The organism is Microvirga sp. TS319, from assembly GCF_041276405.1.
Taxonomy (GTDB): Bacteria; Pseudomonadota; Alphaproteobacteria; order Rhizobiales; family Beijerinckiaceae; genus Microvirga.
In genome coordinates, this window is record NZ_JBGGGT010000002.1 from 4,106,928 (window position 1) to 4,127,330 (window position 20,403).

The window sequence follows — 20,403 nt, forward strand, 5'->3', positions numbered from 1 at the left end:
TCACAGGGATGCTCCACTCCTTCAATTGCTCATCGTTTGAGCGGACCCGAAGGGCCATGTTCCTGAAAACCGGGTCCGCACGATGCGCTCGGATCCCCGCGCAGGCGGGGATGCCGCAAGAGGGCGAGGAGGTCGGGGCGTATCTGCGCAGGCAGCGTCAGGCAGCCCTGACGCTCCCGAGGAACCGGTGAATCTCGCGGCCGAGGCGCTCGGCCTGACTGTCCAGCGCGGCGGACAGATGCGCCACCGAGCGGGCGGCATCGAGGGAATGGACGGCCACGGTCTGCGTGGTCTCGATAGCCGAGGCTCCGTTTTGAGCTTCCGACGAGACCTGCGCGACGGAGCGCGCGATGTCGGAGACCGCCACAGTCTGCTGGCTCACGGTTCCCGCGACCGCGGACACGACGCCGGCGAGATCGTCCACGGAGGCCTGCACGGAGCCGAGCGCCACGAGCGTCGCGCGGGAGGCCGCCTGGACCGCCTCGATCTGCCGCGCGATCTCCTCGGTCGCCTTGGCGGTCTGGCCCGCCAGATCCTTCACCTCCGCGGCCACGACCGCGAAGCCCTTGCCGGCTTCGCCCGCGCGGGCCGCCTCGATGGTGGCGTTGAGCGCCAGGAGATTCGTCTGCGACGCGATGGAGCGGATGAGATCGGCCACCTGCCCGATATGGGATGTCGCCTCGGCCAGAACCGTCATGCTGCCGGAGGCACCCCGCGCCTCGGAGACGGCGCGCTGGGACGCTTCCGCCGAGGCGCTCGTCCGGGTCGCCACCTCGGCGAGCGATGCATCCAGCTCCTCTGCGGCGCTCGCCACCGTGGCGATGTTCTGCGACGTGCGCGAAGAGACGCTGCCGGCGACCTGCGCCTGCTGGGTCACCTGGTGGGCCGAGCCCTCCAGCTGCCCTGAGGCCGCGGCGAGATCGCCGGTCGCGCGGCGGACCTCCCCGAGGATCTCCTCCACGGAGGCGTCGAAGCTCGCGATCGCCTCGGCGATGGCCTGGGCGCGCCGGGTCTCGAAGGCGGCCTGCCCTTCCTGCTCCCGCGTGAGCCGCTCGCGCTCCTGGGCATTGTCGCGGAAGACCAGCACCGTTCGGGCCATCGCGCCGATTTCGTCGGAAGCGCCCGTGGAGGGCACGTCGATGCCGGCATCGCCGTCAGCCAGGCGCTGCATGGCCTGTTGGAGGCGAGTCAGCGGCAGGGAGATCGATCGTCCGACGAGGAAGTTGAGCGCGAGCCCCAGAAGCAGGGTGACGCCCATCCCCCAGAGGATCAGCGTGAATGTGCGCTGCTGCGAGGCCGTGAGGGCCTCGGCCGTCCGCTCCGCCTGGCCATGGACCTTCGTGAGGAGCCGTTCGAGGAACGGCACAAGCAGATCGAACTGACCTTTAAGGCGCTCGCCCTGGCCGGAGACCTGCTGCTCCAGCCCGGACCAGGCGTTGAAGGCCGTCCGGTAGGCTTCGCCGGCCTGCTCGATGGATGCTTTCTCGGCGGCGGCTCCTGCGGGAAGCTGCGCCAGGGCGCGCGTGAAGCGGCCCTGATCGACGTCGAAGGCGCCCAGAAGAGTCTCGTCCATGACGTGACGGACGCGGGCCTCCTGCCGGAACATGCCCAACGTGGCGGCCCATAAACGAAAAGCGGCCGCTTCACCGTTTCCGGTCAGCGGCCTGACGAGCTTTTCGAGATCATCCTCCGTGGAGAGAAGACGTCCCAGCGCTCCCTCGTTCACCCGGTAGCCGAGACTGCCGTAGAGTTTGTCGAGAGCCGCCCCCTGCTCGGCGAGATGGGTCGATTGCTGACCGAGCTCCTTGATCTCGTCCGCGATGAGCGCTGCCCCCGGTGCCGTGCCCATCGCCGCAAGCTCGGCGCTGAGCGCCTTCTGCTGCTCGAAGAAGGCTTGGCCGTGATGGCCCTGCCGGGTCGCGATCCAATCCTGGGCGACCGCCTTAAGGGCATCGGCGCGCCCGCGGAACTGATAGGCCTTTTCGGCCAGGGAGAAATAGGTCTGCTGCGTCTCGAGGGCCCTCTCCACCTCGCTTCGGCCGATCTGAAACACGGCGCCGATCACCGCGAAGCCCACCACCATGACGCCGCTCAGGGTTGCGACGCGCACCCTGACCGACGGCCAACGCAACCCAGCACGAGTCAGCATTGTCCGATTCTCCCCTCTGTTTATTGGAGAGGACAATAATCCGGCTAGCTTGCGCGAAGTTGTCGTCGGCGCGAGGCGTCAGGCGGCCTTCGGCAGCTCGGTCATGATGGCGTAGAGGGCCGCCGCATCCTTGGTGGCGCGCACCCGCTCGATGAGGCCGGGCTCGCGCAGCACCCGCGCCACGCGGGCCAGGGCCTTCAGATGGTCCGCTCCGGCACCCTCGGGTGCCAGGAGCAGGAAGAGCACGTCCACCTGCTGACCGTCGAGCGCCTCGAAATCGATCGGCTTCTCCAGCCGGGCGACCAGGCCGAAGATACGGGTCAGCCCCGGCAGCTTGCCGTGCGGAATGGCGATTCCCTCGCCGATCCCGGTGGAGCCGAGGCGCTCGCGCTGGAGAAGAGCCTCGTAGATGGCGCTCTCGGACAGGCTCGTGAGCTTGGCCGCATGGGAGGCCAGCTCCTGCAGAGCCTGCTTTTTGCCGCTCACGCGCAGGGCGGGCAGAACGGCCTGGGGGTCTAGGAAATCCAGCAAGGGCATCGATCACGCTGCGTTAAGGTGTGAAGCCATTATGACCATCCACCGTTCCAGGCAAAAACCAGGCCAGGACGGAGTACTCCCCGTCAAGGCTGAGCGGGCGGCGGATCGACCCAACCGATCGCCCCGTCGCCGCGGCGGTATACGACGTTAACGCGGCCGGTGCTAGCATGGATGAACACGAGAGCCGCGGCCCCGGTCAGATCGAGCTGCATCACGGCGTCGCTGACCGAGAAACGGTGGAGCGCCTTCGTGGTTTCCGCAATGACGACAGGATGATAGCTCCCCTCCTCGACGGCCTCGTCGGTGGGCGCCTCGAAGACGGCATAGGGTGCCTCCAGGCTGACATCCCGCTCGCTGCCCGGATTGGCGTGCTCTTTCAGTCGCTGTTTGTAGCGGCGCAGGCGCTTCTCGATGCGAATCGCCGACTGGTCGAAGCTCGCATAGGCGTCCTGAGCGGCCCCGGATGCCTCGATGGTGATGCCGGAAGTCAGATGCAGCACGCAATCGGTGCGAAATCCCGTGCCGTCCCGGGCGAAGGTGACATGGCCGGAATAGCCTCCATCGAAATATTTCGACATGGCGCCCGCCATGCGCGCCTCTACCTGGGATCGGAGCGCCTCACCGATATCGAGATTCTTTCCCGAAACCCTCAGCGACATGGCGAACTCCCTCTGTAAAGGCCCATTTGGATGGGACTGATTAAACGCATGATGACCCGAACCTGTGGCAAAGCAAGCACCTTCGAGCGTCACGATCTCCTGAAGTGGCTCCTCCTCCGGCGCTCGGCGGATGAGGGAATTCGCAGCAATTCCCTATATTTGGCGACCGTCCGCCGGGCCACGTCGATGCCTTCGGCCTTCAGGATCCGGGCCAGCGCCTGATCCGAGAGCTCCCGGTCAGGGGCCTCGGCCTCGATCAGCTGGCGGATGCGATGGCGCACGGCCCCGGCCGCATGCTCCCCCTCCCCCGTCGCCGCATTGAAGAAGAACCTCATGGGATGCGTGACCCCGCCAGCCCCGATGGCCTTGTTGGCCGTGACCCGGGACACCGTGGATTCGTGCAGGCCGACGGCCTCGGCGACACTTTTGAGGGTCATGGGGCGCAAGGCCGCGATCCCTTCGCGAAAGAACCCCTCCTGATGCCGGACGATCTCGGTCGCGACGGTCAGAATGGTCCGGGCCCGCTGGTCGAGGCTGCGGGTGAGCCAGCTCGCGCTCTGCAGGCACTCGGACAGGAAGGTCTTGTCCTCGCTTCTTCGCACCGCCTTGGCGACTTCGGCATAATAGCTCCGGTCGAGCAGGATGCGCGGGTGCGTGTCGGGGTTGAGCTCTACGACGAAGCTGCCGTCGGCAGCCGGCCGCACCAGCACGTCGGGCACGAGAATGTCGATGGGGGCCGCCGTGAAGGCAAGTCCGGGCTTGGGCTCCAGGCGGCGGATTTCGGCGAGCATGTCGATGAGGTCCTCCCGGTCCACGCCGCAGAGCGTCTGGAGGGCGGCGAAGTCTTGCCGGGCCACGAGATCGAGGCGCGAAAGCAGGATCTGCATGGCGGGATCGAGCCGGTTGCGCTCCTTGAGCTGGATTTCCAGGCATTCCCTCAGGCTTCGCGCCCCGATCCCGGACGGTTCGAAGGCCTGGATGAGCCGCAAGGCGGCCTCGGCCCACCCCAACGGGATGCCGAGCCTCTGCGCCACCTGCTCCAGGTCTTCGGTGAGATATCCCGCCTCGTCGAGGGCATGGATCAGGTATCGGCCGATCTCGCGCAGGGGAGGATCCGCGGAGCCGAGATCGAGCTGGGTTTCGAGGTATTCGGTCAGGCTCTGGGCGTGTGCCAGCGTCGCCTCGACCTCGGGTTTCAGCTCGGAATGGGGGGCGGAGCCGGGCGGGGACGCTCCCGCCACACTCTCCAACCTGCCTGGCGGCGGAGCCGGGATCATCCGTCCTGCGGAATCCGCGTATTTCCGCTTCGCGCGCTGGAAATCGGCGAGGCCCGGAGGCGGGGCATCTCCATGCATCTCGCTCGGCTGCAGGAGGGGATTGCGCTCGAGCTCCGCTTCCACATAGGCGGCCATTTCCGCTTGGGAAAGCTGCAGCAGCTTGATGGATTGCACGAGCTGGGGAGTCATCGTCAGGGACTGGCCCTGGCGCAGCTCAAGCCGTTGGATCGAACTCATCACGGCACCCAGCATAGGACAGGCACGATTTTTGACTTGCCCATCTCTTTTATCGCGAGAGGGGCCATACCGTCAAAAGGCAGTTCGCAAAAGGCAGTTCGTCCCGGCACGGCTCTTGTGGGGCCAGAGCTTGGTCAGAGCCGGAAATCCTCGCCCAGATAGAGGCGGCGCACATCCTCGTTGGCCACGATGGCGTCGGGCGCTCCCTCTGTGAGCACACGACCGGAATGGATGATGTAGGCGCGGTCGATGAGGCCCAGCGTCTCGCGCACGTTGTGATCGGTGATCAGCACGCCGAGGCCACGGCGGGTCAGGTGGCGCACGAGGTTCTGGATGTCGCCAACCGCGATTGGGTCGATGCCCGCGAAGGGCTCGTCGAGGAGCATGAAGGTGGGCTCCCCCGCGAGTGCCCGGGCGATCTCGCAGCGGCGGCGCTCGCCGCCCGACAGCGCGATGGACGGCGCCTTGCGCAGGCGCGTGATGTTGAACTCGTCGAGCAGCGCATCGAGCTTGCGCTCGCGTTCCTTGCGGCTCGGCTCCACGATCTCGAGCACCGCCCGGATGTTGTCTTCCACGCTCAGGCCACGGAAGATCGAGGCCTCCTGCGGCAGATAGCCGATCCCGAGGCGGGCGCGGCGGTACATGGGAAGGCCTGTCACGTCGTGCCCGTCGAGGCTGATGACGCCGCGATCTGCCTGCACGAGGCCGGTGATCATGTAGAAGATCGTGGTCTTGCCCGCGCCATTGGGGCCGAGCAGCCCCACCGCTTCGCCGGCGCGCACGTTCAGGCCCGCATCCTGCACCACCGTGCGGCCGCGATAGCTCTTCTGCAGACCTTTGACGGCCAGAATGCCCGGACCGCCGAAGACGCCCTTGTCCTCTGCACGTCCGGAGAGGTGCAGCGCCGGGCCTGTCGATGGGCGGGCCAGGGTCGACGAATCCGCCGGTACGGATGGAGCGCGGTTGAAAAGAGGTTTCACGAAAGATCCATCACCAGGAGGAGAAGGCCATTGGTTCCGGCCTGCCAGGAAATTACGGCTTAGGCTTGGCGTTGCCGGCCCCCGTGGGAGCCGGTCCGCCGCTGCCGGGAACGAACAGCGCCCGGACCCGGCCGCCGGGCTTGGTGTCGATGCTCGCGACGCCCGTGTTGATGTCGTAGACGACCCGCTCGCCGCGGGTCACGTTAGGGCCATCGCTCAGCGCGGCGTTGCCGTTGAGCAGGATCTTGTTGGCTCCCCGATCGAAAGTGGCATTGTCGCCGGTGGCGACCTGCGTCTTGGACACGATGGTGACGGGCCCCTTGCAATCGATCTTCTTGATCGCGCTCTCGCTCGGCCCCTGGGCCTGGGCGGCGGCGGACGGCTGCGAACCGCCTTCGCGGTTCTGCTCGTAGAACACGGTCATGGTGGTGCACTTCATGGTGCTCTCGCCCTGAACCGCCACCACGTCTCCGGAAAAGACCGCCCGGCCCTCCTTGTCGAACACGTCGAGCTTGTTGGCGTCGATCTTGATCGGCTCCTTGCTGGAACCGAAATTGCCGAAGCCCACCGCGCGCTCCTTCGAGGCTTGGGCCCAGGCGGCAGAAGCCGCCGGAACGAGAAGCGCAAGAGCAAGCGCGTGGCGTGCGAGACTCATCATGGACGAACACTTGTCGGTTGAGCCGCCGTGTGGCCGGCGGCGGGAGGAGAGACGGGAGCCGCGGAACCGGCCCCGGTCGGAGCCGGAGCCTCGGGCCCGGAGGACGACGATGGGGTGAAGGTGGTGCGGACCCGCCCCTTGAAGCTCAGAACCTTGCCGTTGTCGATGACCTTGAGACCCTCGGCCTCGATCCGGCCATTATCGCCGAGGAGCACGGTCACGGGCTCGTTGGACGTCACTCCCCCGGACTTGAAGTCCACGAAAGCGGAGCGCATCTGAACCTGCTGGCCCGCATCCGTCGCCACACGGACGCTCTGCTGCAGGTTCATCTGCTCCTTCTGGGTATCGAGCACGCCGATATCGGCCTCGAGCCGGGCGACGCTGCCCTTCTCGTCGGTGACGATGCGGGCCCTCAGATCCTTCAGTTCCACGAAATTGGGCTTGCGCACGTCCTGCGTGGCCGCGCTGGCCGTGACCTCGTAAGGCCGGTTGTCGTTCTTGAACCCGGTGAGCCTGGGGGATTCCATGGTCACGTTCGTGCCGTTGACCCCGATATGGTCGAAGCTCAGGTTCTCGATCTGGGCGAAGGGCTCCAGATACGCAACGAGAGCCACAGCCCCCATGGCCAGAACGGACCCTAAGGGGATCGCGACTTTGGCGAAGCGCACCCAGCGGGAATGGCGTCTGGCCTGTCGGAAGGCGCGCGCGCGCACAGCCGGCCTCGAGGCCGGGCCACTCTGCATCGTGGTCCCCTGGGTTCCCGCCACGTTTAATCCAATCCCTTCCGTCCCATCGCCCGGCGCCATGCCTATCGGGAATGGCGATGTTGTGACGGAGAAGGGTTTTATGCGGGAAAGTTTAAGTCTGCGTCAACTATGGGCGAAAATATCGGTATCGGGCCAGCCGAGCAGGTCGAGCTGGGCCCGGGTCGGCAGGAACGAGAAGCACTGATGGGCGATGCCGAGCCGGTTCTCCCGCTCCAGCCTCTGGTCGAGCTTCTCCTTGAGGGCATGGAGGTGCAGCACGTCGGAAGCCGCGTAATCGAGCTGGGCCGGGGTGAGAATGTCGGCTCCCCAGTCGGAGGATTGCTGCTGCTTGGACAATTCGACCCCGAGGAACTCCCGGACGAGGTCCTTCAGGCCATGCCGGTCCGTATAGGTGCGCACCAGCCTCGAAGCCACCTTGGTGCAATAAACCGGCCGCGGCATCACCCCGAAGGTGTGAAAAAGCACCGCCAGATCGAAGCGGGCATAATGGAAGATCTTGAGCACGCTCTCGTCCGCCAGGACGCGGATCAGAGTCTCGGGCGCCGGACCGTCCTTCAGGATCTGGACCACATCGGCATTCCCGTCGCCCTTCGAGATCTGGACCACGCAGAGCCGGTCCCGGTGCGGGTTGAGGCCGAGCGTTTCGGTGTCGATCGCGATCGCCGGACCGGGCTGATAATCCGCGGGCAGGTCGCCGCGGTGAAAGCGTGTCGTCATGGAAGGTAAGCCATCTGAGAAAGCCGTCTAAATCCGGCTCTAAACCATCGCGTGACAAAGGGGAATCCGCTTTTGGGCTCACGCCGGCGCCCGCTTTTCAGCAAGTACAGCCTTCGCGGCGGCGGCCGGGCCGCCTTTTTAGCCCCAAGGCCCTGTGGGAACGGGGGCTTCGGATGCATCGGCGTGTCGCACGGCCAGGACAGGCGCCCGAACGACGCCTTCGGGTCCAGCCCGGGCTACCCTATCGATCCAGGCCATCCGGCATGGCGGGTAATTGCCGTTGGGACAGGACCTCATCGAGAGCCGCCGCCAGTGTCTCCCGGCTGACCGGCTTCTCGAGCCAGATCACGCCCTGCAACTCGGACGGGCCGTGGCTCGCCGCAGGCAGGCCGGAATAGATCACGAAGGGAATTCCCCGGCTCTTCAAGGCGCGGGCGATCTCCACCGATGTGCCGTCCTTGAGCATGACGTCGAGAAGCGCGACATCCGGCGTCTCGGTCTTGAGCCAGCTCATGGCCTGAGCATTGCTCATGAACGGTCCTTCCACCCTGAAGCCGGCATCTTCGAGGAACGCTTCGAGCGACATGCCGATCAGGGCCTGGTCTTCAACGATCATGCAGCGGGTCAGCGTCATGGGGTCTGCATACCTGTCAGGCGTGTCACCGGGACCGCAACGAGCCCGTAAGGCGATGGGCTAGGACCCGGATCGGGCGAATCATGGCTCCGCGGCCCGAGATCGAATTTCGGCGAACCGCACCGAGATCTCATTCACTTATGTAATCTTCGGACACTTATGTAATCTTCGGACTTGGCAAAAGCTTAACTCTTCAGATGCGAAACTAAAGTCCGAATGGCGGTTGCATCATGAAAATGACTTCACCACACCATGGGACATGCTATGCATGTGAGGACTTGCCGCCTTCTTCGGACCTATTCGCCCGATGCACGCCTTCCATCAGAATGCAGTTGCGCTTCACATAAGTTAATGCGCCGTCCATCCAGGAGACGTCAGCTGTCAAATTCTGAGATCGGAAGGAACGCATGATGGCGGCCGAGACCCCCTTGAAGGCACAGATGCTCGCCGCCATTCCGCATCTGCGCGCCTTCGCGATCTCGCTTTGCGGCAACATCGACCGTGCCGACGATCTGGTGCAGGGCGCTCTTCTGAAGGGCCTAAGCAACCTCGACAAATTCCAGCCCGGCACCAGCATGCAGGCTTGGCTTTTCACGATCCTGCGCAACGATTTTCTCACGCAGGCCCGCCGCCGGAAGCGTGAGGTCGAGGATCCGGAAGGCGCATGGGCCGAAAGGGTCGCCGTCATGCCCGAACAAGGGTCGCGTCTCGACTTCGACGACATGCTGAAGGCGCTCAGCCAGCTCCCCCTCGACCAGCGCGAGGCGCTTCTGCTCGTGACGGCTGAAGGACTGACCTATGAGGACGCCGCGCGGATCTGCGGCACGAATATCGGGACGATCAAGAGCCGCATCAACCGCGCGCGCCGCCGGCTCGCCGAATTGATGAATTTCGACGCACAGGACGACCTCGGCCCCGACCGTCTCGTCAAGGCCGCGCTCTTCATGCATATATCGGCCTGACGCCGAACGCTCTCCGTCGGCAGGGCGCCCGGTAGACGGAACGCCCTGCCGCTCGAGCAGCAACGATGCGCTACAGCATCGGACGTGACATCGGACCCACATCCGATGCTGTAAGTCTATGGTTTTGTGAGCATCTTTCCGCGCAAAACCGGGTCCCACTTTTGCGCTCGATGCTCTAGGTTTCAAGCATCTTTGCACGCAAAACCGGGTCCACTTTTCGCACGATGCGCTAGGCCGCCTTGCTGTGCTCGATCTGCTGCGGCTGAGCCTTGCTGCCCGTGGCAATTTCGATCCGCCGGGGCTTCAGGGCTTCGGGCACCTCACGCTTCAGATCGACGGTCAGCAGGCCGTTCTCTAGGCTGGCGCCGGTCACCTTCACATGATCGGCGAGGTTGAAGGTCTGCCTGAAGGCGCGGGTCGCGATGCCATGATGCAGGTACTGCCTGCCCTCGTCCGAGCCCTTCTTCTGGCCCGACACGACAAGCTGGCTCTCTTTCTGGGTGATCTCGATCTCGTCGGTCGAGAAGCCTGCGACGGCCATGGTGATGACATACTGGTCCTCGCCCTTTTTCTCGATGTTGTAGGGCGGCCAGTTGGTCATGGTCTCGATCTGCGAGGATTGGTCGAGCAGATCGAACAATCGGTCGAAGCCGACCGTGGAACGATAGAGGGGAGAAAAGTCGAAAGCCGATCTCATAGCTACATCCTCCATATGAGCAACGTAACCACAAGGGCACCGGACACCGCCCGGCGCCCGTAGGACCAAGCCGGAAAGGCCTTGGCGATCATGATGTTGGGAATGCCGATCGGGCTTTTCAAGAGGGAGGGGCGGGCATTTTTGGGCGATGCGCTAATAGGCCTGTCGACGGCTCTCCCGATCGAGAAGGAAGAGGCGCATGTCCATGGGCAGAACGATGGTGCAGCGAAGTCCGTTCGGAGTGAAATCCAATGTCGCCTCGCCACCGAGCTCATAGCCCAGGGTGCGCTCGATCAGCTCGGTCCCGAACCCGTGCCTTCGTGGCCGGTCGTTGGCAAGGGGCACTCCCGTTTCGATCCATTGGAAGACGAGCCGCGGCTGGCCGCCCGCTGCGTCGATCATCCAGGCGACCTCGATACGGCCTTGGGGTGCCGCGAGCGCACCATATTTGACCGCGTTCGTGGCCAGCTCATGAATGGCGAGCGCCAGCGTCTCGGCGGCTTTCGGCTGAAGGCGCGTCTGTGGGCCGGAAATGCTCTTCACCTGCTCTCCCTCGTGGGCCGCAACGGCCCGCAGTTCGTCGGCCACGAGCATTTCGAGATCGAGCCCCGCCTTCGGATCGCGGGTGACGGCGGCCTGGACGCGGGCGAAGGCATCGATCCGGCCCTCGAGATGCATGGCGAAATCCTCCGCCGTCCCGCTGTTCGCCGCCGTCCGGCGCGCGATGGAGCGGATCACGCCGAGGGTATTTCTCACGCGGTGCTGGAGTTCCGCGAGCAGGAATTTCGTGTGCCGCTCGCTCGCCTTCAGGGCTTCCTCGTAAGCCCGGCGCTCGGTGACATCCTGGCCGATCTTGAGAAAGCCCTGCAGGCTGCCGTCCGGCCGGCGCAGGGCCGTGACGCCGCCATCGATGAAAACCCTTCGCCCGTCCTTGCGCAAGTGCCAGCGCCGGTTCGCCGCGTTGGCTCCTGTGCGGGCGACAGCGATCTCCTATTCCGGCTCGCCCGCCTCACGATCCTCGGGGGTGAAGATGAGCTCGCCGGAGCGGCCCAGGATCTCCTCGGCGCTCCAGCCGAACACCGCCTCCGCCCCCGGGAACCAATCGGTGACCCGATCCTGCGGATCGGTAATGAAAATCGCGTAATCATGGGCATTCTCGACGATCAGGCGGAGCCGCTCCTCGCTATCGCGAAGCGCGGCTTCCGACCGATTGCGCTCAGTGATGTTCGTGAAGAGCACCGCTACCCGCCGGCTTTCCGCTCCGCCGAGGCGAAAGACATTGAGGTCGAAGACGCGCCCGAGGATCGCCTCGGTTTCCTCGAAACGCACCGGCTCTCCGGTCTCGACCACACGGCCGTACATTTCTGCCCAGCGTGGGTTGGGCGTTCCCAGGATCTGCGTGGCCGTCCGCCCGACCGGATACGGCATTCCCGTATGCTTCATGAAAGCCGGGTTCACTTCCAGGAACAGGAAGTCGTTCCATCCTTTCGCGGCATCGCGCATGACTTCGACCACGGCATAGGCCTCGTCCATCGAGTTGAAGAGCGCGCGGTAACGATGCTCGCTTTCCCGCAACGCGCGCTCCGCGAGCACGCGATTTGTCTTCTCGATCAACGTCACGAGCACACCGGAAACGGTGCCCGTTTCGTTCCGGACCGGGCTGTAGGTCAGCGTGAACCAGGCATCCTCGAACCGGCCCGAACGGGTGACCGGATGGAACCCGTTCTCGAAGATGAGAGTCTCCCCGGCTCGGACCCGGCAGTAGATCGGTTCGTCGATGTGCCAGACTTCGGGCCGGCATTCGCAGGCCGCCTGCCCCAATCCTTGCGGGTGCTCGGCGCCCTTGAGGTCGCGATAGCCGTCGTTGTAGACCTGAATGAGCTGCGGCCCCCAGAGGGCAACCATGGGAAACGCGCCCGACAGCAGAAGATCGACGGTCGTCTTCAGGCTCTGCGGCCACGCCTCGATCGGTCCCAGCGGGGTCGATGCCCAGTCATAATCGCGGATGCGCTCCGCCATCTCGCCAGTGCCGGCGGGCCAAGGGGCTGGGGTGGGTCGAGGCTGTTCCATGTGCTTATCTCGGCCGATGGTTGGAGCCATGCCTCCATACGGTCAGGCTCTGTCGCATCTCATCCATCGTTGGCATCCAACTCGTATCCCTCACGGTCGAGGTGCAGGCAATTTCCGTTGAACAGGGCAACTTCCTGAAAGGCTTTCAGGTTCGGAATCGTAAGGGTCTTTCCCTTCAGGACGACGAGGTTCGAGGCCCGCAACTCCCGCGGCCTGCGGTTCACATGCGCTGTCGAGAGGCCGAGCGTCTTAAGGTAAGCTGCCATTGCCCGGGCGCCTCTTGCGGCGCGAAGCATAGAGGACCGGGAACGGCGCGCGATTAAGCTATGTTATTCGAAAAGGCGCGCAGGAGACTTATTCAAGCATGCGGAAGCTTCCGCGGTTTCGGGCGAGGAGGAATAGGCATGACGGATCCCGCCAACAAAGGAGCGCTCGCACGCTGCCGGGTTCTCGTGGTGGAGGATGAGTATTTCATCGCCGACGACATGGCGAAGGCGCTCGAGAAGCTCGGCGCGGAGGTCGTCGGTCTAGTGCCGAAGCGGGACAAGGCTCTCATGCTGCTCTCTTCGGGCGAAGGCATCGATGCCGCCGTTCTCGACATCAACCTGCGCGGCGAGGAGGTCTTCCCCGTTGCCGATGCCCTTGCGGAGCGCGGCATCCCGTTCGTCTTCGCGACCGGTTACGACCCGTCCTCGGTGCCTGTTGCCTATGCGGACGTGCCGCGCTGGGCAAAACCCTTTGATCCGGACGCGCTGGCCCAGACCCTGCCGGGAATCGTTCGGTGCGCATGAGGCGCGTACCATCCCACTGCATCCGACATGATATCGAACCCGCATCCGATGCAGTCAATCTACGGTCTCGAGCATCTCTTCACGCAAAACCGCTACCCACTTCCCACGTTCGATGCTCTGGGCGCCTCATACGTCGCGACCCGCATCATGATCCGTAATCGGCGGCAGAGCTTATGGGCGCGCCTCGGTGGGCGTGCCCGGAATCTATGATCGTGCGAGCGCCACGAGCATGGGACGAAGCTCATCCGGCCCCTGCAGCGGCTGCGGGAATGTCAGCCGCTGCAATTCGTCGCCCAAAGCCAGCTGCAATCCCTCGGGATCGATGCCGATCAGCCGCCACGCGCCTTCACGGGCGCCGCAGAGCTTCGTCGCATAATAGGCCACGGCTTCGGCGTGATCCTCGTTCATGTGCTCCACTGCGCCCGCCTCCAGCTCCGCGAAGCCGGGAAAGGCGGAAAGGTCGGTGAGCAGATCCTCCCTCGCCATGCGGTAGGCGCGGCCGAAACCGCCGTTGAGGCTGCCCGACGCGACGTTCAGGCGCCAGAAGGCGAAGTCGGGAAAGTCCACGTAAAGCGCGGCCTTGGGATGCTGCAGCAGGTAGCGGCGACGGATCTGCTGCGCCTTGTCCGAGCCGGGCTCGATCCGCTCGGCCCGAGCGAGCAGGGTAAGGCGCGGATGAGCCAGCGGGTCGCCCTTGCCGATCGCGGAGAGCAGCATGGAACAGCGCCCGTCCGCCGCAAGCAGGCGGGTGTGGACCGAGAGCTGGGAGGTGAGGATCACGGGCGAGCCGTCGAGATCGGTGCCCACCGCCACGAGGCTGGCGAAGGGCATGCCCTCGTCGGCGCCGTTCGTGGCGAGAGCGCCGGAACGCGCGGTGCGCATCAGCTTCTTGGCGAGATGCCGCGCCTCGTCATCCACTGGCAGGGTCGGATCTTTCTGCGTCATGCGGATGATCCTAGGCCCTGCTCCCGTTCGAGACAACCGGCGCGCAGCGCCTCGAACCGGACGAGCTGGTCTTCCTTGAGCGTGCGGTCCTCGTTGCGGCCGACGAAGATCTTGAACATCACCCCGCCCTCCTCGTTCACGAACTGCACGGAGCAGGAGCGCTTGCCGAAGAACGGGCGGTCGACGAAATAGATCGCGCGGCAGCGATCGATCCGCAGATGACCGCCGATGGGGCTGTCGCCGTGGATGTTGAAATAGCCGCGGCCGGACGTCCCCGGGGGCACGCGGCCCTTGCACTCGAACACACCGTCGCGGGTGTGGACCACGAAGGTGATGTCGCCCCAGGTGGTCAGATCCTCCCAGATCCTTTCGAAAAGCTTGCCCGGAGCACGCTCAGCCGCCTCCTGTCCGAGGCAATCGAGAACCTGCTGGAGCGGCACTCCGCGCGTCTCGGCGATCGTTTCGAGCACCCCGTCGGGCCGCGCCGCGAGGTCCTGCCGGATCAAAGCTTCCATGTCCTGTCCTGTCGCCACCGCGGTCACCGGGCTTCCGTCTTGGCCTGACGGATGGTCTGGAACACCTCGAAGCCCTCGAATTCCGGGTGCCCGAGGGTCAAGGGCTTGTTGTCGCCGGTGCTCGCCCGGGTATGCGACGCGCGAAACTGCTCGGAGCGCGTCCAGGCCTCGAAATGCGCCTTCGAGGCCCACAGGGTATGCGAGGAATAGAGCACGTGATCGTCGCGCTCCGGCCCGCGCAGCATGTGGAATTCGAGAAAGCCGTCGAGCTCGTGCAGGTGGCTCTCGCGGGACAGCCAACGCTGCTCGAAATCTGCGGTGACGTCTTTCAGGACCTTGAAGCGGTTCATGGCGATGAACATCGAGAACGATCTCCTTGGATCAGGTGAGGGAGTGGACATCAGCGGCTGGCGAATTTCACCGTGAGGCCGAACTTGGCCGTGAGGCCGGGGCTCGGCTCGCTGTTGAGATATTGGATGTATTGCCGGTCGAAGAGATTCTGGATCGTGATGTCGCCGCTGATGTTCTCGTCATAGCGATAGGACGCGAACAGATCGACGAGCCCGTAGCCTGCGGTCGGGTTCGTGACGTTCTTCTTGCTGGCATCGACGAATGTCAGGCGCGTGCCGACCGTGAGCTTGTCGTCGAACAGCCGCAAGCCGAGCGTGGTGCTGATGCGATTGGGAATGACGGAGTTCAACGGATCGCCCGTGATGTCGTTCTTGCCCTCCATCAGGGTGCCCGCGACCGTCACGAAACCTCCGCCCCAATCATACGCCGCTTCGAGCTCCGCGCCCTGCAGCCGGGCTCTCGCGATGTTCTGATACTGCTGATCCTGGATCCCGATGAGGCACAGATACGGAGCAAAGGCGCAGGCCTCGACCGGCATGCCCGGAACGACGGGCACGTTGTAGACCGGCCCCACCGCGACGGTGTCGATGAAATCGTCGATCCTGTTCTGGAACACGGAGATCTTGGCCCGGAATCGGTCGCCGGCCTTCCACACGTCGTCATACTGCAGGTTGACGCCGCCTTCGAGGTTACGCGAGACCTCGGGGCGGAGATAGGGGTTGGGCAGGATGTTGAAGATCGGGAACGGATGAGAACCCTGGATGAGGGTTTCCGTGATCGACGGCGCGCGATAGCCTTCCGCATAGGTGCCGTAGAACTCGATTCCCTTGACCGGCTCCACGCCGAGCGTGATCTTCGGGGACACACGCGAGCCGTCCGCGTTGATGCCGCCGCCGTTCAGCTCGTAGCTGTCGAAGCGCAGGGCGCCGATGGCTCGAAGCCAGGGTGTGAAGCGCACCTCGTCCTGCACGAAGCCACCGAACAGATTGCGCTCGCCTGACGGCGTGAACGCCGCGCCGTAGCCGCCCGCCCGATCGACCGTTTCGCCCCGGTCGCGCGCTCCGTCGATGCCGAGCGTCAGGGCATGTCCCCATCCGAAGGCCTCGAACCGCGAGGTGTTGCTGATGTCGAAGCCGAGGGTCGCCATGCTATAGTCGAGGGGATCACCCGGCTCGACCCCGAGATAGCCGTAGGTGCTGCTCGGCGTCACGACCCGCTTATGATCGTCGGTCGTGGTGTAGTAACCCTTGACGCTCAGATCGAGCCAAGGGTTGTCGGGCCGGCTGAAGCGGTATCCGAGCGTGTAGGTATTGGCCGCGACATCGTTCCTGAAACGGGTTCCGACGCCCGTGTCGCCATTGTTCGTGAAGGAATAGTTCTGCAGAAGGGCGGAACCGCTCAAGGCATGGCCGTCCGCCGGGAAGAGGTTGAACTTGAACAGGCCCGACGTCAGCTCGGAATCGGAATCTCGGACCGTGTCGCCATTGCCGTCGCGATAATCGCCCGTATTGCGGTAAACGAATTGTCCGAACACATCCGCGGCCGTGCCGATGCGGGCGCCGGCCATGCTGTTGGTGACGAAGCCCGCCCCGTTCGTCCCGAGCCCGAGCCTCTGCACTGCCCCGTATCTCTCGTCGGGGTTCAGGATATCGTCGATGGTCCGAGTCCGGAAGGAGGCGACGCCGCCGATGGCGCCCGAGCCGTAGACGTTGGCCACCGGCCCGCGCACCACGTCCACCTGTCCGATCAGTTCAGGGTCGAGATAGAAGGTGCCGTTCGCGCCGTGGCCGCTCACCTGATAATCCTGCCGGGCTCCGTCGACGAGCACGTTCACGCGGCCGAAATCCTGCAGGCCGCGGATATTGATCGCCTGTCCGGGATCGGTGCCCGTCTCCTGCACGGCGACACCGGGCACGCCCTGAAGAACGTCGGAGATGCGGGAGGATTGCAGCAGGTCGATCTGGCGGCGCGTGACCACGCTCGATCCGGCCAGATCGTTGATCACTCTGTCCTCGGTCTTTCCGGACGTCACCGTGATCGTGTCGAGTTCCAGCGTGACGTCCTCGTTCGGCGCGGGCTGCGTCACGGGAACGCTTTGCGCGTGCGCGGTCTGACAGAGCGAGGCGCTCGCCAGAGGCGCGAGAACGAGAAGGGCAAGAGGTGAAGTAGACGCGCGAAGTCCTTCGCGCAGGAAGGTAATCATCCTGACGATCCCAGTCTTTAACCATGTTTTTTCTTGATGACTGGCTGGCTCGCGCGGAAACGAAATCACGCTGGCTGGCTATCGCCCCACCATCCGTCGGAAGAGGCTTTACATCCGATAGCCAAATCAAGTAACCGCGTCAATAGAGGCTCGCGTGTCGGCAGTTTTACATCATTCTAAACTGCGAATACATAATTTCGCCTCCGATTTTCTACTTTAGAACGCGTAAAAACTGGAGAACGCCGTGCATAACCCGCCCCCACCGAATTCCAAAGGCGACAGGTCGGTCCCGACGCGCGAAATCGACGTGGCGAGCCTGATCGGAACGGAACGCGAGGTGGTGCTGCTGCATCGCGGCGAACGCTACCGCCTGCGGGTCACGGCGAACGGCAAGCTCATTCTGACGAAGTAAGGATCGTGTCCATGCTCCTCGCCCGACCCCTCGCCCGACCCCTCGCCCGGACCCTCTCCCGCCGCGCTCTCATCGTCGGCCCCGCCGCGCTGCTCGTCGCGCATCGCGCCATGGCGGCGGCCTCCGCCCGCCGGATCGTCAGCGTCGGCGGCGCCGTGACCGAGATCGTCTACCGGCTCAGGCTGGACGCCGAGATCGTCGGCGTGGATTCCACCAGCCTGTATCCGCCGGAGGCTCTCGGGACGAAGGCGAATGTCGGCTATGTCCGCGCCCTCGGGGCCGAAGGTGTGCTGTCGCTCGCTCCCTCCCTCGTGCTCGCCCTGGAAGGAGCAGGCCCGCCCGATGCGCTGCGTCTGATCGAGCAGGCGGGCGTGCCGGTCGTGCGCGTTCCCGATCAGCCGAGCGCGGCGGGAATCGTCGCGCGCGTCACGGTGATCGCGCAGGCTCTCGACGTGCCAGAACGCGGCGCGGCCCTGACCCGGGAGATCGAAGAGGCCTTCGCGCAATTGGCGCAGGCGAAAGCCCGCGTGACGCGCCCCGCGCGGGCACTGTTCGTGCTTTCGCTTCAGAACGGCCGCCCCCTCGTCGGCGGACAGGGAACGACGGCGGATGCCATCCTGGCCCTCGCAGGGGCCACCAATGCCGCATCGTCGCTGAACGGCTGGAAGCCGATGTCCGATGAGGGGCTCATCGCGGCGGCGCCGGAAGCCATCGTCATGATGGACCAGGGTCCCGGCGGCGCGGCCCAGGATCCTTTCGCGTTCCCGGCCTTCGCCGCGACGCCCGCCGCCGGAACGCGCAGGCTCGTGGTGATGGATTCGCTCTATCTTCTCGGTTTCGGGCCGCGGACGCCTGCCGCCGCGCGCGATCTCATGGCGGCCCTGCATCCCGACCAGATCGGCAAGGCCGGACAGCCATGACAAGGCTCGCGATGGGCAGGAACGGCTTCACACCCTTACGGAACCGCGGCCCGCTGCTGATCACGGCGCTCGGCCTTCTGGTCGCTCTTGCGGGCATCGCGGCTCTGGGCGCGGGCGCGACCGGCGTTCCCTTTGCGCGCGTTGTCAGCATCGTCACCGGCATTGTCACCGGGCACTCCTCCGCGTCGACCGGCGAAGCGCTGATCATTCTGCAGGTGCGCCTGCCGCGTCTGCTGCTCGGGCTCCTGATCGGCGCGGCGCTCAGCAGTTCCGGCGCGCTCATGCAGGGCCTCTTTCGCAACCCCCTCGCCGATCCCGGCCTCGTGGGCGTTTCCGCGGGCGCGGCGCTCGCCGCCGCCGTCACGATCGTCGTCGGCGATACTCTGCTTGCGCCCGTGATCGGCCCGCTTCCGTTCAGCGCGCTTCCTGTCGGCGCCTTCGCGGGCGGTCTGATCACCACGCTGGGCCTCTATCTCGTCGCGACGCGCCAGGGGCGCACCTCGATCGCCGTGATGCTGCTCGCGGGCGTCGCCTTCGGCGCGTTGTCGGGGGCGCTCATGGGCTTCCTCGCCTATCTGAGCGACGACCGGCAGCTGCGCGATCTCTCGTTCTGGTCCCTCGGCTCGCTCAGCGGCGCCACATGGACCAAGGTCGCCGTGGCGGCCCCCCTGATCCTTCCGGTTCTTCTCCTCACGCCGTTCCTGGCGCGCGGCCTCAACGCGCTCGCCCTCGGAGAGGCGGAGGCCTTTCACCTGGGCGTGCCGGTGCAGCGGGTGAAGGCAGTGGCCATCCTGCTCGTGGCGGTGGCTGTCGGCGCGTCGGTGGCCTGCGCCGGCATGATCGGCTTTGTCGGCATCGTCGTGCCGCATATCCTGCGCCTCACGGCGGGCCCGGATCATCGTATGCTGCTGCCGGCCTCGGCGTTGCTCGGAGCCGCGTTGCTCGTGAGCGCCGATACGGTGGCGCGTACCGTCGCGGCGCCCGCGGAACTGCCGATCGGCATTCTCACCGCCGCCTTCGGGGCCCCGTTCTTCCTCTGGCTCCTGCTGCGCCGTCAGGGTGGGATCGTCCTGTGAGCGCGATCCTGGAAGCAAGAGCCGTCGCGTACGCGACAGGCGGGCGCGCCCTGATCGAAACCATCGACCTGTCGGTCGAGAGCGGGACGGTCGCGGTCATCGTCGGCCCCAACGGCGCGGGGAAATCCACCCTCCTGCGGGTCTTGTGCGGCGAGCTTTCTCCCACGCGGGGCGAGGTCCTGCTCGACGGACATCCGCTTCGTGCGATCCCGGCCTGGCGTCTCGCCCATCGACGGGCCGTCATGTCGCAGGCCTCGGAACTCGGCTTTCCCTTTTCGGCGTTCGAGGTCGCCCGGCTCGGCGTCGAAGGCATCGGGCGCGGCCTGAGTCGCGGCGACCGGCAGCGCATCGTCCTCGACGCCCTCGAACGGGCCGATGTGGCGCATCTCGCGCGCCGCAACTATCAGACGCTCTCGGGAGGCGAGCGGCAGCGGGTCCATTTCGCGCGGGTTCTGGCCCAGCTCGAAGCGGGCCGCACCGTCGAGACGCGGCAGGTGCTGTTTCTCGACGAACCCATCGCCAGCCTCGATCTCAAGCACCAGCTCGCGCTGCTGAGCGAGGCCGGAAAGCTTGCGCGGGAAGGCCGCACCGTCATCGCCGTGCTTCATGATCTTCAGCTTGCCGCCGGCATGGGCGACAGCCTGGTTCTCATGCAGGCGGGCCACCTCGTGGCGCACGGCCGGGCCGATGCGGTGCTGAGCCCCGACAGACTCTCCGACGTCTTCGGCGTGAGCCTGACCGCACCCAGCCTTCCTCAGCCCCCCTGGACGCTGGCACTCCGTCAGGAATGAGCGACAGCCTGCCGGACGTGAGCGGCTGAACCCGCTTGCGGCCGCAGAGCTTCGC

23 protein-coding genes are annotated in these 20,403 nt (G+C 65.3%); 6 read left to right on the plus strand and 17 right to left on the minus strand.

Annotated features, from left to right (window positions below; translation table 11 throughout):
- Positions 1-157: 157 nt before the first annotated feature.
- The 9 genes from AB8841_RS28735 to AB8841_RS28775 all read right to left on the minus strand — a co-directional run bounded on the left by AB8841_RS28735 (position 158) and on the right by AB8841_RS28775 (position 8,615).
- Positions 158-2,149, minus strand: a complete 1,992-nt coding sequence (locus tag AB8841_RS28735; protein WP_370439150.1) for a methyl-accepting chemotaxis protein — start codon at positions 2,147-2,149, stop codon at positions 158-160.
- Between the two features lie 78 nt (positions 2,150-2,227).
- Positions 2,228-2,686 (minus strand): PTS IIA-like nitrogen regulatory protein PtsN, encoded by a 459-nt coding sequence (gene ptsN, locus AB8841_RS28740; protein WP_370439151.1) that lies wholly within the window; start codon positions 2,684-2,686, stop codon positions 2,228-2,230.
- An 83-nt stretch (positions 2,687-2,769) separates the two neighbouring features.
- Positions 2,770-3,345, minus strand: a complete 576-nt coding sequence (gene hpf, locus AB8841_RS28745; RefSeq protein ID WP_370439152.1) for a ribosome hibernation-promoting factor, HPF/YfiA family — start codon at positions 3,343-3,345, stop codon at positions 2,770-2,772.
- Between the two features lie 89 nt (positions 3,346-3,434).
- Entirely contained in the window at positions 3,435-4,859 is a 1,425-nt protein-coding gene (gene rpoN, locus AB8841_RS28750) for an RNA polymerase factor sigma-54 (protein ID WP_370439153.1), read from the minus strand.
- A gap of 134 nt (positions 4,860-4,993) precedes the next feature.
- Positions 4,994-5,839, minus strand: coding sequence for an LPS export ABC transporter ATP-binding protein (gene lptB, locus AB8841_RS28755; RefSeq protein WP_370439154.1), 846 nt, complete (start codon positions 5,837-5,839; stop codon positions 4,994-4,996).
- A gap of 52 nt (positions 5,840-5,891) precedes the next feature.
- Complete coding sequence (locus AB8841_RS28760; protein ID WP_370439155.1) at positions 5,892-6,497, minus strand: LptA/OstA family protein; 606 nt, start codon at positions 6,495-6,497, stop codon at positions 5,892-5,894.
- Positions 6,494-7,264: an LPS export ABC transporter periplasmic protein LptC gene (lptC, locus tag AB8841_RS28765; protein WP_370439156.1), complete on the minus strand. Its 771-nt coding sequence runs from the start codon at positions 7,262-7,264 to the stop codon at positions 6,494-6,496. Before lptC ends, AB8841_RS28760 begins: the two co-directional genes overlap by 4 nt.
- A gap of 102 nt (positions 7,265-7,366) precedes the next feature.
- The gene (locus AB8841_RS28770) at positions 7,367-7,981 is read right to left on the minus strand and encodes a ribonuclease D (protein ID WP_370439157.1); all 615 of its coding nucleotides are present in this window, start codon (positions 7,979-7,981) and stop codon (positions 7,367-7,369) included.
- Between the two features lie 241 nt (positions 7,982-8,222).
- On the minus strand, positions 8,223-8,615 hold the full coding sequence (locus AB8841_RS28775) for a response regulator (RefSeq protein ID WP_370439158.1): 393 nt from the start codon (positions 8,613-8,615) through the stop codon (positions 8,223-8,225).
- 410 nt (positions 8,616-9,025) lie between these two features.
- On the opposite strand from AB8841_RS28775, the gene AB8841_RS28780 reads away from it, so the two are divergent.
- The gene (locus AB8841_RS28780; RefSeq protein WP_370439393.1) at positions 9,026-9,577 is read left to right on the plus strand and encodes a sigma-70 family RNA polymerase sigma factor; all 552 of its coding nucleotides are present in this window, start codon (positions 9,026-9,028) and stop codon (positions 9,575-9,577) included.
- 229 nt (positions 9,578-9,806) lie between these two features.
- Here AB8841_RS28780 and AB8841_RS28785 read toward each other — a convergent pair whose 3' ends face one another.
- The 4 genes from AB8841_RS28785 to AB8841_RS28800 all read right to left on the minus strand — a co-directional run bounded on the left by AB8841_RS28785 (position 9,807) and on the right by AB8841_RS28800 (position 12,610).
- On the minus strand, positions 9,807-10,274 hold the full coding sequence (locus AB8841_RS28785; protein ID WP_370439159.1) for an Hsp20 family protein: 468 nt from the start codon (positions 10,272-10,274) through the stop codon (positions 9,807-9,809).
- Positions 10,275-10,427: 153 nt separating this feature from the next.
- Positions 10,428-11,213: a sensor histidine kinase gene (locus tag AB8841_RS28790; protein WP_370439160.1), complete on the minus strand. Its 786-nt coding sequence runs from the start codon at positions 11,211-11,213 to the stop codon at positions 10,428-10,430.
- Between the two features lie 51 nt (positions 11,214-11,264).
- Positions 11,265-12,344 (minus strand): PAS domain S-box protein, encoded by a 1,080-nt coding sequence (locus tag AB8841_RS28795; protein ID WP_370439161.1) that lies wholly within the window; start codon positions 12,342-12,344, stop codon positions 11,265-11,267.
- A gap of 59 nt (positions 12,345-12,403) precedes the next feature.
- Positions 12,404-12,610: a hypothetical protein gene (locus AB8841_RS28800; RefSeq protein ID WP_370439162.1), complete on the minus strand. Its 207-nt coding sequence runs from the start codon at positions 12,608-12,610 to the stop codon at positions 12,404-12,406.
- Between the two features lie 138 nt (positions 12,611-12,748).
- On the opposite strand from AB8841_RS28800, the gene AB8841_RS28805 reads away from it, so the two are divergent.
- Complete coding sequence (locus AB8841_RS28805; protein WP_370439163.1) at positions 12,749-13,135, plus strand: response regulator; 387 nt, start codon at positions 12,749-12,751, stop codon at positions 13,133-13,135.
- A gap of 204 nt (positions 13,136-13,339) precedes the next feature.
- On the opposite strand, the gene AB8841_RS28810 is transcribed toward AB8841_RS28805, so the two are convergent.
- From AB8841_RS28810 to AB8841_RS28825, 4 genes are read right to left on the minus strand one after another with little or no spacing between them, the layout of a single operon-like run.
- Entirely contained in the window at positions 13,340-14,080 is a 741-nt protein-coding gene (locus tag AB8841_RS28810) for a HugZ family protein (protein ID WP_370439164.1), read from the minus strand.
- Entirely contained in the window at positions 14,077-14,595 is a 519-nt protein-coding gene (hutX, locus tag AB8841_RS28815) for a heme utilization cystosolic carrier protein HutX (RefSeq protein ID WP_370439165.1), read from the minus strand. Before hutX ends, AB8841_RS28810 begins: the two co-directional genes overlap by 4 nt.
- A 23-nt stretch (positions 14,596-14,618) precedes the next feature.
- Positions 14,619-14,957, minus strand: coding sequence for an antibiotic biosynthesis monooxygenase (locus AB8841_RS28820; protein WP_370439166.1), 339 nt, complete (start codon positions 14,955-14,957; stop codon positions 14,619-14,621).
- 38 nt (positions 14,958-14,995) lie between these two features.
- Positions 14,996-17,149, minus strand: coding sequence for a TonB-dependent hemoglobin/transferrin/lactoferrin family receptor (locus tag AB8841_RS28825; protein WP_370439167.1), 2,154 nt, complete (start codon positions 17,147-17,149; stop codon positions 14,996-14,998).
- A 244-nt stretch (positions 17,150-17,393) separates the two neighbouring features.
- Between AB8841_RS28825 and hemP the strand changes: the two genes are divergently transcribed.
- The 4 genes from hemP to AB8841_RS28845 are packed head-to-tail and all read left to right on the plus strand — an operon-like array spanning position 17,394 to position 20,348.
- Positions 17,394-17,561, plus strand: a complete 168-nt coding sequence (gene hemP, locus AB8841_RS28830; RefSeq protein ID WP_370439168.1) for a hemin uptake protein HemP — start codon at positions 17,394-17,396, stop codon at positions 17,559-17,561.
- A gap of 11 nt (positions 17,562-17,572) precedes the next feature.
- Positions 17,573-18,481: a hemin ABC transporter substrate-binding protein gene (locus AB8841_RS28835; protein WP_370439169.1), complete on the plus strand. Its 909-nt coding sequence runs from the start codon at positions 17,573-17,575 to the stop codon at positions 18,479-18,481.
- Positions 18,478-19,557, plus strand: a complete 1,080-nt coding sequence (locus AB8841_RS28840; protein ID WP_370439170.1) for a FecCD family ABC transporter permease — start codon at positions 18,478-18,480, stop codon at positions 19,555-19,557. The genes AB8841_RS28835 and AB8841_RS28840 overlap by 4 nt, the downstream gene beginning before the upstream one ends.
- Positions 19,554-20,348, plus strand: a complete 795-nt coding sequence (locus AB8841_RS28845) for a heme ABC transporter ATP-binding protein (protein ID WP_370439171.1) — start codon at positions 19,554-19,556, stop codon at positions 20,346-20,348. Before AB8841_RS28840 ends, AB8841_RS28845 begins: the two co-directional genes overlap by 4 nt.
- The last annotated feature ends 55 nt before the right edge of the window (positions 20,349-20,403 follow it).